This is a genomic window from Streptomyces sp. NPDC059679 (assembly GCF_042734105.1).
In the GTDB taxonomy this organism is placed as follows: domain Bacteria; phylum Actinomycetota; class Actinomycetes; order Streptomycetales; family Streptomycetaceae; genus Streptomyces.
In genome coordinates this window covers 160,372-172,862 of the sequence record NZ_JBHWES010000001.1, presented here as the reverse complement: position 1 = coordinate 172,862, position 12,491 = coordinate 160,372, and the positions used below count along the sequence as shown (strand labels likewise).

Below are 12,491 nucleotides of genomic sequence, written 5' to 3'. Positions count from 1 at the left end.
GTCACTCCGTTCCGTCGGCGGGGGATGTTCCGTCGGTACGGGCCGATCCGCCCATACCGGCCCGGTAGGCCGACATGGCCATGACCGGATAGACAAGGCGCAGCAGGGTGTCCCGCCAGTACAGGCCGTCGTGGTGGACGACCCAGGTGTGCCACGGTTCGTCCCAGTCACCGTCGGCTTGCTGGGTGCGGATCAGGAAGTCGAGACCGGCGCGTACCGGCTCGCTGTCGGCGCGGCCGGCGGCGATCAGCGCCAGCAGCGCCCAGGCCGTCTGCGAGGGGGTGCTGTCGCCGGTCCCGATCCACGCAGGATCGTGCAGCGCGCGGATGTCCTCCCCCCAGCCGCCGTCGTCCTGCTGGTGTGCGACGATCCAGGCGCACGCCCGGGTCACGGTCGGGTCGGTGCCCGGGACCCCGCAGGCGGTGAGTCCGGTGACCGCGGCGCTCGTACCGTGCAGGTGGTAGCAGGCCCACCAGCCGGGCCACGATCCGTCAGGACGCTGGTTGCGGCGCAGCCATGCGACGCCGCGGCGGGCGGCGGGAGTGTGCGCCCTGCCATCGGCGCCCAGCGCCTCCAGCACATGTCCGGTGATATCGGCGGACGGCGCTTCGAGGAATCCGATCCGGGCGAGCGCGTCGCGTCCCGGCAGCTGCCAGCGCATCGGTTCGAAGGCCGTCCAGCCGCCGTCCTTGCTCTGTTGGGACAGCATCCACCGGCAGGCGCGCGCACAGGCGTCGTCGACGGCCGGGTTGGTGCCGGGCGGATGGAGCCGCCGCAGCGCGGCCACCGCGAAAGAAGTGTCGTCGGTGTCGGGGTTGGCGTCGTTGGTGAACTCGTACGGCCATCCGCCGGGGACCGGGTCCTTGGTCAGCACGGCCCAGTCGCCCAGTTCGGTGACCTGGTTGGTGAGCAGCCAACGCACCGACCGCTCGGCGGCGGACCGCGCGGCGGGGTCGCCCGTCATGGCGGCCGCGGACATGGCGAGGGCGGTGTCCATGACCACCGAGGTCCACATCTCCAGCCGGCGCTGCCCGTTCCTGGTGACCACATACCGGTCGAGCGCCGCCATCGCCGACTCGACGACCGGATGGTCCTGCCGGTAGCCGACGGCGTCCAGGCCCACCACGACATTCGCGGTCTGCGGCCAGTTGCCGCCCCAGCTGCCGTCCCGCTCCTGGGCGCGGACGAGCCACTTGGTGGCCTTGCGGATCGCCCGGCGGCGCAGGAAGCCGATCGGATGGCGGGCGTACCAATGGCTGAGCGTGGTCGCGATCCGTACCGCGCGGGGCCTCGGCAACTGCCGGGCGGTGGCCACGGGCCGGGCGAACAGCTCTTTGATGTCGAATCCGGCCGGGGTGACCGGGCGGTGCGCCATGAACAGGCTGTTGGCGACGACGACGCCGCGGGCGGCGGCGCCGATCTGGTAGATGTTCCCGGGAAATCTGCTGGGCAGCAGGACGAGCTCCGGCGGGATGAGCGGGATGTCGCGCCACGGCCACAGCCCGATGAGGGCCAGCCATGCGAGCATCGTCGGATTGTCGACCGCCTCGACGCCGCCGTTGCCACGGATCGACTCGGCCGCCGCGCGCATCGCCGGTTCGTCGGGGTCATGACCGGCGAGTCGCAGCGCGACATAGCAGAAGACGGACAGCAGGAGTTCGTCCGGTCCCTTGTGATAGCTCGCCCAGCCGCCCGTGGCCGACTGCTCGGCGAGGATCGTCTTAGCGGCGGCGGTGGTCACAGCGTCGTCCGACAACCGCAGAAAATGTTGCAGTATGACCTCGGCGGCCTCGCCGATCAGGCTGGTCTCGAACTCCCCCTTCCAATAACCGGCGGGGTCCTGGCGTCGCTGGAGCGCACCGACGGCCAGGGCCAGGGAGCGTTCGACGTTTTCGGTGAATTCGGTGAATTCGATGGCGTCAGTGGTCATCGCTGCCTTTCTCTCGTAATTCCGCGGACAGCCGTGCGGATGGGTTCGGGGCGCCCTTCGCCGCGGACGCGATTTTCAACTGGCGGATGAACATGAAGAGCGTGAAGCTCACGCACAGCGCCAGCAGCGGGGCGCCGATGATGTACGCCCAGACGTACCGGATCCCGAGCCGCCGCGCTTCGACGACCATGAATCCCGCGAGCGCGATCCACACGAGCGTCAGATCCGCGTAGATGAGCCGGGACGCCGCATTGGTCATGGCGTCGCGCAGAAAGTCCTCCAGGACCCCGAACGGGCCGTCCTCACGGTGTTCCAGTACGTAGGCGACGATCAGCGAAGTCATGGCCAGGAAGCCGCCGATGGTGAACAGCCCGTAGAACAGGCACAGTGCGCGGTCCCTGTCGCGCACGTCAGCCGACCACGTCGTAGCGGTAGTCGTCGAGGTCGAAGCGTCTGGCGCGCCGGGCGGCCTCGTACGTCGTGGCCGGCCGGACGGCCGGTGCGTCGCCGCGCCCGTCGAAGTAGTAACTGTTCGACCCCCTGCATCTGTCGCTGGCGAAGATGGTGTTCCGCTGCCGGCGCAGCGTTTCCTCAAACGATCTGTCATGTTTCTCCGGCCGGATCGCCACCTCCGTGGCGCGCCGTCGCCGTGCCTCCTTGATCACTCGCAGCGCATGCATGACTTGGTAGTCGATCGCGCCGAACCAGGACCCACCGGTGAAGGAGTACGGACCGACGATGAACCACAGATTCGGGAAGCCCTTCACCGAACTTCCCTCATAGGCCTGAAAACGCTCGGTCCGCCAGAACTCCCGGATATCCCGGCCGTCGGTGCCGTGCATCGGGAAGGGCGGCAGATTCTCCAGGACATGGAATCCGGTGGCCAGCACCAGCACATCGAGTGCTCGCTCCCCGCCGTCCACCGTGCGGATTCCGGTCTCGGTGATCCGCTCGATGCCTTCGGTGACGAGCTCGACATTGTCGCGGGTGAAGGAGCGCCAATATCCCTTGGCGAACGACGGTCGCTTGCAGCCCAGCGCGTACGCGGGCGTGAGCTTTTTCCGTAGCGCACGGTCGCCTCTGACCTGGCTGCGCAGATAGAGCCGGGACACCGCCTCCCCGGCCCGTACCAGAAAGGGGAACTGACGGTGGTGAACCATGGCGATCACAAAGCTGAGCTCGGTCACGGCATCCGTGAGCAGCCGTACCGTCCGCTGCGTCCACGGAGCGGTCCGAAACAGCCGGCTGACGGCCGCGGGCAGCGCGAAGTCCGGTTTCGGGAACAGCCATATCGGGGTGCGCTGGTAGACATGGAGCCGCGCCACCCGAGGCGCGATCTCCGGAATCACCTGCACCGCCGACGCCCCGGTGCCGATCACGCCCACGCGCCGGCCGGCCAGGTCCAAGGACGGATCCCATGCCGCGGTGTGCACGACATCGCCCTTGAACCGGTCCAGTCCCTCGATATCGGGCGCCTTCGGCCGGGTGAGCCACCCGGTGGCACAGATGATGAACCGCGCTGTCATCGAGGTGCCGTCCCCCAGGAAGAGCTGCCACAGGTGCTCCGACGCGTGGTACTCGGCCCGTACGACCTTCGCTTTCAACCGCAGATGGGGCCGGATCCCGTACTTGTGGACACAGTGGTCCGCGTACGCCTTCAGCTCCGCTCCGGGAGGAAAGACCCGAGACCACGAAGGGACCGGCTCGAAGGCGAAGGAGTAGGAGAACGCGGTGATGTCCACGGCCACGCCGGGATATCTGTTGGCATGCCAGGTGCCACCGACACCGTCCTGCTCGTCCACCACCACGAAGTCGTCGATACCGGCCCGGCGCAGTCCGATCGCCGCCCCGATGCCGGCGAACCCGGCGCCGATGACCACCACTTCGTGCTCCGGCGCCACCGGTGTTCCCCTCCGGGCGGTCATCGGGCGAGGCCGATCGCCAGCAGGGCCCCGAAGACGAGCAGCAGCAGACAGGTGTGCTCCAGCGCCGCTATCAGATCGGCTCCGCGCGCCCCGGTCACCACCCGGCGCAGGGGAAAGACGGCGAACGGAACGGCGGCGAACACCAGCAGCGCCCAGGGCCGCGTCATGGCCAGGGCCGGCCCCCACGCGAAGGCGGTCTCGACGCAGAACACATAGAGCCTGCGGGTCCGCCGGTCGCCCAGCCGCACCGCCAGGGTGATCTTCCCTGCGGCGGCATCGGTCGGGATGTCCCTGAGGTTGTTCGTCACCAGCAGCGCGCACACGAGCAGCCCGATGGGGACCGCCGCGCTGAGCGCGAGCAGAGGCACCCGGCCGAGCTGGATATAGGTCGTGGCGCAAACGGCGATGACCCCGTGGAACAGAAACACGCTCACCTCGCCGAGCCCCCGGTAGCCGTAGGGCCGGGAGCCGCCGGTGTAGAACCAGCCGCCCAGCGCGCAGAACGCCGTCAGCGCCAGCAGCCACCACGAGATCGTCACGGCCATGAGCACCCCGGTCAGGGCCGCCAGGGCGTACAGCACCATGCCGCTGCGCAGCACCTGCCGCGGCGCCGCCTGCCCGGATCCGACCAGCCGAACGGGTCCCACCCGGTGGGTGTCGGCCCCCCGGACGCCGTCGCTGTAGTCGTTGAAGAAGTTGGTGCCGATGACGAAACAGAGCGCGAACACCACGGTCAGGGCGGCGCGCCACCAGCTGACCTGGCCGAGCGAATGGGCGATCGCCGTTCCCACCGCGATCGGCGCGAAGGTCGCGGGCAGGGTCTTCAGCCGCGCGCCGATCAGCCAGTTCCGTACGGCGCTCCGGGGTGGCCGCCGCTGATCGGTCACCATTTCGTCCCCACCCCCAGAAAGAGAACGGCGGTGGATTTGGTGCGGACCATACGGACCTCCTCGCGCCGCCGCGCCAGGAAGCGGATCCCGTCCCCGAAGTGCGGTCGCAGCCCGAGCAGTTCGAGCTCCACCCCATGCGCTCGCGCGACGTGGAGCAGCCGCGCCCGGTTGACGAAGAGGCGGTGATCGTGGGTGCCACGCGGCGGTCGGCCCGGAACGGGCAGGTTCTCGGCGATCGTGATGGACACCAGCCGGGCCACCTTGGTGTCGGCGATGGTGTCGACGATCAAGGTGCCCCCGGGGCGCAGGACCCGGCACAGCTCACCCACCACCGCGAAGGGGTCCGGTACGTGTTCGAGGCACTGCCCCGCCGTGACCACGTCGAACGACTCGTCGGCGAAGGGGAGCACGGCGATATCGGCCTGAGCGACCGCGTGGAAGCCATGGTGGCGGGCCTCGCAGAGCGAAGCGGCCGACAGATCCACGCCGATCACGCGGTATCCCTTGCCGGCCAGATGCGGGCCGAACAGGCCGCCCCCACAGGCGACATCGAGGAGCAGGGCCTGTTTGTTCCGGGGTACGGGGACGAAATCGGCCCGGGCACGGGCGATCCAGCCGAGTGGGGCAAGCGGTCCTCGAGGGTCCCACCATCGATCGGCGAGACCGTCGTAGTCGGTGATGAAATTCCTTCGGAGCCCTGACACGACCACCATCCGGGAGGGCGCAGGCTAAGCCTGCTGGAGCCTTGGCATGACATGTTCGGCGAACAATTCGAGCGAGCCGCGTGCGAGTCCGGGATCGATATCCGAGAAATAGAACTGGATACTGGCCGTCTCGAAGCCCCCGCACGCCGCGTGATAGTCGAGCAGCATCGTGGTGATCTCGTCGGGTGAACCGACGAGCGCGGAGCCGCGCTCATGGAGCCGGTCGAAGTCGTCCTGACGCAGCTTTTCGATCATCTTCTCGTAGCCGGGGTAATCGGTGCTCCGGACTCCGGTGGTCCATTCGCCCGCGGCCTCCGCCAGCATCCGCAGATAGCGATTGATCGGTTCGCGAGCGAGGGAGCGCGCCGTTTCGCCGTCGGCCGTGCACAGCATATGGAACGCGAGCATGACGCGACCGTCGCCGGGGTGCCCGGCCTCCTTCCACGCGTTCCGGTAGACATCGAGGTTTTCGCGGAGCGAATCGGGAACCACCGGCTGGGCCATGATGCCGTACCCCAGCTCACCGGCGAGCCGGAAGCTCTCCTTCGAGGACAGCGCGGCGATCCACAGCGGCGGATGAGGCCGTTGCGTGGGCCGGGGGAGCGATGTGGTCGGCGGGAAGCGGTGGAACCTCCCCTGGTGGGCGACCTCCTCCTCGGCCAGCAACTCCCGGACGACCCGTATGCCTTCGTCGAAGCGACCCCGGCTCTCATCCATGTCCACGCCGAACCGCTGGAACTCATGGGGGAGAAAGGCCCGCGCGAACCCTATCTCGGCACGGCCCCCCGAGATGGCGTCCAGCATTCCGATCTCGCCCGCCAGCTTGAGCGGATGATTGAAGGCGGGCAACACCGCACCCGTGATCAGTTTCAGCCGACGGCTGCGCTGAGCGGCGGCGGAGAGAAAGACGATCGGGTTCGGGGAGTATCCGCCATATCTGCGGAAATAGTGCTCGACGATCCGCACATGCTGAAAACCGAGCCGGTCGCCGAGTTCGACGAAGTCGAGGCAGCGCGCGTAATACTCGGCGGCACCCCGGTCGCGTTCGTCGACATCGGGGAAGAAAGCCAGGCCAACATCGATCATTTCACCCCTCCGGGTGCGCTGGGTGTGCGTTTCCTCGCCGCGATCAGGCCGTGCGGAGTCCAGGTCTTCCCGGGCAGCCGCACCACCTCGCAGAACCCTGCGTCGGCCAGCCACTCTTCGTACTGCGCCCAGTGGTAGATCACGCTGTTCCCCGTCGGCAGCGTGGCGAAGTAGACGTTGTCGAGTGCGGCGTACAGCGGGCCGTCCCCGGTGTCGTCGGACATGGCGCTGAAAATCAGCACCCGCCCGCCGTCCGGCAGCGCTTCATAAGCCTTGCGCAGCAGCGAGCGGTTCTCCTCGGGCGACCAGATGACGAGCTGGTTGGCGAACAGCAGACAGTCGTGTCCCGTCGGGAAGGGATCGGCGAACATATCGCCCTCGATGACGCCGACGCGATCACTCAGACCCTGGAGCTGGATCTTGTGCTGCGCGATCGCCGCCGTCCCGGGCAGATCGAAGACGGTGAAGGCGACACCGGGGTTGGCCATGGCCAGCGCGATCGAGTTCACACCGTCGCCGCCGCCGACGTCGAGGACGCTTCCGACCCCGGAGAGATCGGCGTTCTCCACCAGGATCGGATTCGACAGCGTCGACCAGGACTTCATACAGCGGTAGAAGAGCTGCGACAGCTGGGGGTGGCCGGTCAGCCGCCGGTACAGATCGTCGCCGTCGCCCGGGATATGGCGCAGCCCGATATTGGTGTTCTGTCGGAGCGAGGCTACGAAATCGAGGGCGGCGGGGCCGGTGACCTTCTGCTGGAACTCGGCAAGGTCCTCGAAGATGTCCCAGGTGCCCTCCTGGAACAGCTCTTCGACCAGCTCGCCGTTGCGGTACCGGCCGTCCGTCCGGACGGTCAGGCCGAGGGCGGTCGTTCCGAGCAGCAGGATCTGCACCGGCCGCGCGTCCAGGCCCAGCTCCTGCGCCACCTGCGGCGGGGACAGCGCCGGTCGCCGTCGCAGCAGCCTGAACAGCCCCAGCTCACAGCCGGCGTGCAGCATCTGGAACGCGCCCGCGCCGAACAGGATGCCGACCAGGTCGTCCTTCGTCAGTGGGCTCTTGGCGGTCACCGATCATCCCTCTCAGGTCACACGGGACATGTCGACGGGCAGTTGCTCATAGCCGCGGCTCTCGACGAGGGCGCGCAGCCGGTCGAGGCCGTCCCAGACGTCGACGAAACGGGTGTAGAGCGGGGCGAACCCGATCCGCAGCCGATCCGGGGGACGGAAGTCGCAGATCACCTTCTTCTCCGAGCGAAGGCCACGGGAGATACGGGACGCCTCGGGGTGCGCCAGCGCGATATGTGAACCGCGCCGGGCCGGGTCGCGTGGAGAGGCGAGCCGGAAGCCGCGCGGCGCCAGCCACTCCTCCGCCAACTCAACGGCGAATACACCTAGTTGGATGGACTTCTCGCGTAGTCGGCTGATCGGCACCCGCTCGATGACGTCCAGCGCGGGCTGGATCGCGGCCAGGGAGAGCAGCGGGGGAGTGCCGACCAGGAAGCGGTCGATGTCGCCCACCGGGTCGTACACCTCGCCCATCCGGAACTGGTCGCGCTGTCCGAACCATCCCCAGATCGGCTGCCGCAGCTGTCGCTGGAGGTCCTTCCGCACATAGAGGAAGGCGGGTGATCCCGGTCCGCCGTTCAGATACTTGTACGTGGAGCCCACGGCGAGATCCGCCTGGGCCGCCCCGAGTCGCACCGGAATCACACCGGCGGCGTGGCTGAGGTCCCACAGGACGAGCGCCCCGGCGCGCTCGGCGGCGTCGTTCACCGCCGCCATGTCGAGAAGCGCCCCGGAACGGTACGAGACGAGCGACAGCACCACCAGGGCCACGTCGTCGCTCAGCGCCCGGCGCAATACGTCCAGGTCGAGCCCCTGATCGGGATCGGAGCGCAAGGTCACCAGGCGGAGCCGCCGATGCTCGGCCAGGCCTTGCAGGATGTAGCGGTTGGTGGGGAAGTCCTCGATGTCGGCCACGATCGTCCGGCGCCCCGGCCTGGCGTCCAGCGCCGCGGTGGCCAGCTTGTAGAGATTCACCGATGTCGAGTCGGAGATCACCACTTCGCCCGGCCGGGCGCCCAGTGTGTGGGCCGCGAGCCGGTCGCCGAGTTGCCGGCTCCAGTTGATCCAGGTTTCCCAGGAGCGCACCAGCCCGGCACCCCAGCCGTCGCGCACCACCTGCCCCAGAAAACCGGCGGTGGCGGTCGGCAGTCGGCCGAGTGAGTTGCCGTCGAGATAGATCGTCTCCGGCTCGGGGCAGACGAACTCGTGCCGAAACGCCCGCAGTGGGTCGGCGGCGTCGAGGTCCGCGGCCGTGTCGCGTGCCACTTTGGTCTCCATGCTCATGCCGTCGTACCTCCCTCACTCACCGGTGGACCTGATCGACCAGAGCTCGGGGAAGAACCGGTGTTCCGCGATGGCGGCGAGCCACGGCGACCCCTCGGTCCCGCCGGTGCCCGGCCTGTTCCCCAGCAGCCGTTGCACCGTCACCAGATGGGTGTATCGCCAGCGGGCGAACAAGTCGGCCGTGTCCATCAGCGCCTCGGCGAGCAGAAACAGATCGGGGTGGCGGCCGGGCTTCTCGTAGATGAGCCGCCAGGCGGCGGCAACCCTTGCGTCCGGCTGGTACGGCAGCGAGAAGTCGCGGTCGGCGTGGACCGACGGGATGTCCAGGCCGCGCCTGGCCAGATGGCGGATGGCCTCGTCGTACAGGCTCGGCTCATGCAACTGGGCCAGCACCTCGCCGTACCTCGACGTGTTCTGATGGGGCCCGAGGAGTTGGGGGTTCTTGTTGCCGAGCAGGAACTCGAGCCGGCGGTACATCACGGACTGAAACCCGGACGCGGGGCCGAGCGCGTCCCGGAAGGAGGCGAACTCCCCGGGGGTGAGTGCGCCGAGGGCGTCCCAGCAGGACAGCAGCAGCTGTTGTACGCGCCGGGCGCGACGCAGCGTCCACAGCGTCTCGTCGAGCCGGTCTGCCGCGAGGTGGTCGCGGGCCGTGCTGAACTCCGTATGGCAGAGTTTGAACAGCAGTTCCTTGACCTGGCTGAGGATGATGAAGCCGGGCTCGGTTTCGGCCCCGGTCCGGGGATGCTGCAGCGACAGCAGGGTGTCCATGCGGGCGTACGCCGCATAGGGGGTCTCGCCGTCGCTTGCGGGCTGGTGGCCGTTCGGGCGCACGCTATCCCTCCTCGATGTCATCGATGCGCGTCAGCACGGCCTTGCCGAGTGCGGTGTGCGGATTCCCCAGGTCGTAGGGGAGGTCGAAGTGGTTGCGCGTCGGGCATACGAGCTCGGTGACCGCGTTGTGCCGCCGCAGCAGGGCCGTCATGGTGTCGTGCTGGCGGATGAACTCCCCCGTCTCACCCCCGCCGCGGGCGATGACGATCGGCGGAAGCCGCTCGGGCAGATGATGGATCGGGCTGTTGCGCAGCGCGGCATCGGCATCCAGCCCCAGGGCGTCGTTCACATACGTATGGCGCAGCGGCTCCAGGTCATAGATACCGCTCAGCAGAGTGGCGCCCGCGATCCGCCGCGCGTCGTCCCGGATGAGCGCCATCGCCACGAGGTGTGCGCCCGCGGAGCTTCCGCTGAGATGGATCCGCCGTGGATCGATTCCGAAGCGAGGGGCGTTGGTGTGGAGCCATGTCACCGCCTCACACACCATCGTGACGATCTCATCCAGGGAGTGAGCGGGCGCCAACCCGTACCCGAGCGCCGCGAACGCGATGCCCTCGGCGATGAAGTCCGGCGCCGCGAAGGCTGACTGCTCCTTCGTGACCTCCTGCCAGTAGCCGCCGTGTACGAACACCTCGAGAGCCGATGCGCCGCCCTCGACGGGGAACAGGTCGAGCCGCGCTTCGGGAGACGCGCCGTAGTGGAGGTCGGCGAGCGGGGTGTGCTTGTCGCGTGCGGCGGCGCTGAGGGTGGCGTACTCGTTCAGATAGAACGGCAGGCTCGGGACGACGGAGCTGGGCGAATACTCCCGGTCGAGATCCGAGCGGCTGAAGCCCGGGTAGCTGTTGCCGTTGCTCATGCGCCGACCCCGTGTTCCGTGCATGCGCGCTGAAACAGCTCGACGAACAGCGGCTCTATGGCGTCCCTGCTGGGCTTGTAATGACTGCCGAAGCGCCGGTGATACTCCTCGAACCATTCCTTCCGGTCTTTGAGGAACAGAATGTCGTGCAAGGCCATGGGCCGGATCGCGACCAGCGGCACCGGCGAGCGATTGACCGGAAACCCGGGATTCCTGGCGGCCCGCTCCTCGCACAGAGGGTGGAACTGACCGATCATCATGCCCCGACGCACCGCAGCCGGCTTGACCGCCCGATGCGCTTCATCGAGCAGATGGCACTCGGTCGGCGCCAGATCGGGCATGGCCACGAGCAGGCTCCGTAACGCCGGGTTCGAGCCTTCCCACTCGATCAGATCGAACTCGTCGAGCGCGTGGCGGACCATGTCGATGACGGTCCCGACGACGGGGGCCGACCCCACCGCTCGCACCCGGATCTCCAACGACCCCGCCCGCAGCGACGGCGCCACGAACGGGCACACGGCCCCGCCTCGTCCGAGGCGATCGTTCGGTTGGGCGATGTACCCGTTCAGCCAGTCGTCGATCAGGGCCTTCGCCGTGCCATACGACGGAAGGGCCTCCGAGCCGGAACGAACGCTGCCGGGACGAACGCTGCCGGAACGAGCGGTGCCGGGCTGTGCCCGCAGTGCGGGGTGCTGGGATGCGAGCCGGTCGACCAGGTTGCGCAAATAGCGGCCGATGACCGGCGCTCGATGGACAAAGGACGGATGTGACTCCACAGCGCGCAGGGCGTCCGTCACATGCCGTTGTGCCACTTCCGCGGCCCGGCTGATCGCTCCGGACTCATGCATGAAGGAAAGAATTTCCTGACACCGGTCGGCGGAGAGTGGCTGCTCGCGCAATGTCGGAAGCAAGCGATCCGGAAAATCCTCGACGGCATAGATCACCGGGAGTGTGTACACGCCGTTGAGCAGATCTTTCGCGACTTGCTTTCCGGTTTCCTCGCTGCAGATGTCCAGGATGTCGTCCCAGATCTGAAACGCCATGCCGAGGTTGTGACCGAAACTCTCCAACGCGTCCTGGACGTCGGTGCTCGCATTGCACTGCAGTGCGCCCATCGTGGTGGCGGTCCGCATCAGGCGCGCGGTCTTTCCCGAGACGGCGGCGAGGTAATCCTCTTCGGTGCGAAGAGGGTCGAAGAGCTGACTGGACTCGAGCATCTGCCCCACGCATACGTCGATCAGCGTTTCAGCCATGGACATCATGCGCGAAGCGCCGAGGGAGGCTGCGGCCTGCATACAGCGGGCGAGGAGATAGTCGCCGGTGAGCAGTGCGATGGCGTCCCCGTATTTCGCGTTCGTGGTGGACCGCCCGCGCCTGACCTGCGCATCGTCGATCAGATCGTCGTGGTGAAGAGTCGCGATGTGCAGGATCTCGACTGCGGCAGCCGCATCGATCACGCGGTGGTGCGTGGCCGCGCCGGTCTCACCTTCGAGGAGATACGAGGAGAGCAGAACAAGAGAGGGCCGCAGAAGGCGACCCGTATGCTCCACGGCATACATGATCGGGTCCTGAATTTTATGATGTGGCGGCGCTACCAAAGTGCGTAGTCGCTCTCTGACCTGCGCCAAGTCTTGCTGTAGCTGTTCTTGAACCTGAGCGAGTCCGTCGTCGAGCGGATATTCTTCTGCGATCAGAGCCGGAGTGTCCGTCATCGATACTTCCTTCAGGTGCGACACCGTGGAAGTCGTGCCACGGGCCAGGGGGCATCGACAAGACCGCGCCAGGGAGTGGTGATCGTGGTGCGGGAAATCAAAGAAAGCGTTTTGGCGGGATTGTGTGCGGCTGTGTGTGGCTGTGCGCCCCCCTGTGCGACCCACGGCAAGAATTCTCCGCCCCGGAGTTCCGGGCTGTCATTGAC

11 protein-coding genes are annotated in these 12,491 nt (G+C 67.7%); all 11 read right to left on the bottom strand.

Annotated elements, in window-relative coordinates; all coding sequences use genetic code 11:
* Position 1 precedes the first annotated feature (1 nt).
* From shc to ACFV2X_RS00760, 11 genes are read right to left on the bottom strand one after another with little or no spacing between them, the layout of a single operon-like run.
* The gene (gene shc, locus ACFV2X_RS00810) at positions 2-1,930 is read right to left on the bottom strand and encodes a squalene--hopene cyclase (RefSeq protein ID WP_385609693.1); all 1,929 of its coding nucleotides are present in this window, start codon (positions 1,928-1,930) and stop codon (positions 2-4) included.
* Entirely contained in the window at positions 1,920-2,339 is a 420-nt protein-coding gene (locus ACFV2X_RS00805) for a DUF2834 domain-containing protein (protein ID WP_385609691.1), read from the bottom strand. The genes shc and ACFV2X_RS00805 overlap by 11 nt, the downstream gene beginning before the upstream one ends.
* Position 2,340: 1 nt before the next feature.
* Positions 2,341-3,855 carry a flavin-containing monooxygenase gene (locus ACFV2X_RS00800; protein ID WP_385609690.1) on the bottom strand — a complete coding sequence of 505 codons (1,515 nt, stop codon included), beginning with the start codon at positions 3,853-3,855 and terminating at the stop codon, positions 2,341-2,343.
* Positions 3,852-4,745: a 1,4-dihydroxy-2-naphthoate polyprenyltransferase gene (locus ACFV2X_RS00795; protein ID WP_385609688.1), complete on the bottom strand. Its 894-nt coding sequence runs from the start codon at positions 4,743-4,745 to the stop codon at positions 3,852-3,854. The genes ACFV2X_RS00800 and ACFV2X_RS00795 overlap by 4 nt, the downstream gene beginning before the upstream one ends.
* Positions 4,739-5,458, bottom strand: coding sequence for a bifunctional 2-polyprenyl-6-hydroxyphenol methylase/3-demethylubiquinol 3-O-methyltransferase UbiG (gene ubiG / locus ACFV2X_RS00790; protein ID WP_385609687.1), 720 nt, complete (start codon positions 5,456-5,458; stop codon positions 4,739-4,741). Before ubiG ends, ACFV2X_RS00795 begins: the two co-directional genes overlap by 7 nt.
* Positions 5,459-5,473: 15 nt before the next feature.
* The gene (locus tag ACFV2X_RS00785) at positions 5,474-6,535 is read right to left on the bottom strand and encodes an LLM class flavin-dependent oxidoreductase (RefSeq protein ID WP_385609686.1); all 1,062 of its coding nucleotides are present in this window, start codon (positions 6,533-6,535) and stop codon (positions 5,474-5,476) included.
* Complete coding sequence (locus ACFV2X_RS00780; RefSeq protein ID WP_385609684.1) at positions 6,532-7,602, bottom strand: methyltransferase; 1,071 nt, start codon at positions 7,600-7,602, stop codon at positions 6,532-6,534. The genes ACFV2X_RS00785 and ACFV2X_RS00780 overlap by 4 nt, the downstream gene beginning before the upstream one ends.
* A gap of 12 nt (positions 7,603-7,614) precedes the next feature.
* Positions 7,615-8,883, bottom strand: coding sequence for a kynureninase (gene kynU / locus ACFV2X_RS00775; RefSeq protein ID WP_385609682.1), 1,269 nt, complete (start codon positions 8,881-8,883; stop codon positions 7,615-7,617).
* Between the two features lie 15 nt (positions 8,884-8,898).
* Positions 8,899-9,717 carry a tryptophan 2,3-dioxygenase gene (locus tag ACFV2X_RS00770; protein WP_385609681.1) on the bottom strand — a complete coding sequence of 273 codons (819 nt, stop codon included), beginning with the start codon at positions 9,715-9,717 and terminating at the stop codon, positions 8,899-8,901.
* Between the two features lies 1 nt (position 9,718).
* Complete coding sequence (locus tag ACFV2X_RS00765) at positions 9,719-10,573, bottom strand: alpha/beta hydrolase (protein ID WP_385609679.1); 855 nt, start codon at positions 10,571-10,573, stop codon at positions 9,719-9,721.
* Positions 10,570-12,285, bottom strand: a complete 1,716-nt coding sequence (locus ACFV2X_RS00760) for a polyprenyl synthetase family protein (protein ID WP_385609678.1) — start codon at positions 12,283-12,285, stop codon at positions 10,570-10,572. The genes ACFV2X_RS00765 and ACFV2X_RS00760 overlap by 4 nt, the downstream gene beginning before the upstream one ends.
* Positions 12,286-12,491 lie beyond the last annotated feature (206 nt).

Bases quoted from the DNA above. Each gene is read 5' to 3' on its own strand.
- shc (WP_385609693.1), bottom strand. From the start codon at position 1,930: ATGACCACTGACGCCATCGAATTCACCGAATTCACCGAAAACGTCGAA.
- ACFV2X_RS00800 (WP_385609690.1), bottom strand. From the start codon at position 3,855: ATGACCGCCCGGAGGGGAACACCGGTGGCGCCGGAGCACGAAGTGGTG.
- ACFV2X_RS00795 (WP_385609688.1), bottom strand. From the start codon at position 4,745: ATGGTGACCGATCAGCGGCGGCCACCCCGGAGCGCCGTACGGAACTGG.
- ubiG (WP_385609687.1), bottom strand. From the start codon at position 5,458: ATGGTGGTCGTGTCAGGGCTCCGAAGGAATTTCATCACCGACTACGAC.
- ACFV2X_RS00785 (WP_385609686.1), bottom strand. From the start codon at position 6,535: ATGATCGATGTTGGCCTGGCTTTCTTCCCCGATGTCGACGAACGCGAC.
- kynU (WP_385609682.1), bottom strand. From the start codon at position 8,883: ATGAGCATGGAGACCAAAGTGGCACGCGACACGGCCGCGGACCTCGAC.
- ACFV2X_RS00765 (WP_385609679.1), bottom strand. From the start codon at position 10,573: ATGAGCAACGGCAACAGCTACCCGGGCTTCAGCCGCTCGGATCTCGAC.
- ACFV2X_RS00760 (WP_385609678.1), bottom strand. From the start codon at position 12,285: ATGACGGACACTCCGGCTCTGATCGCAGAAGAATATCCGCTCGACGAC.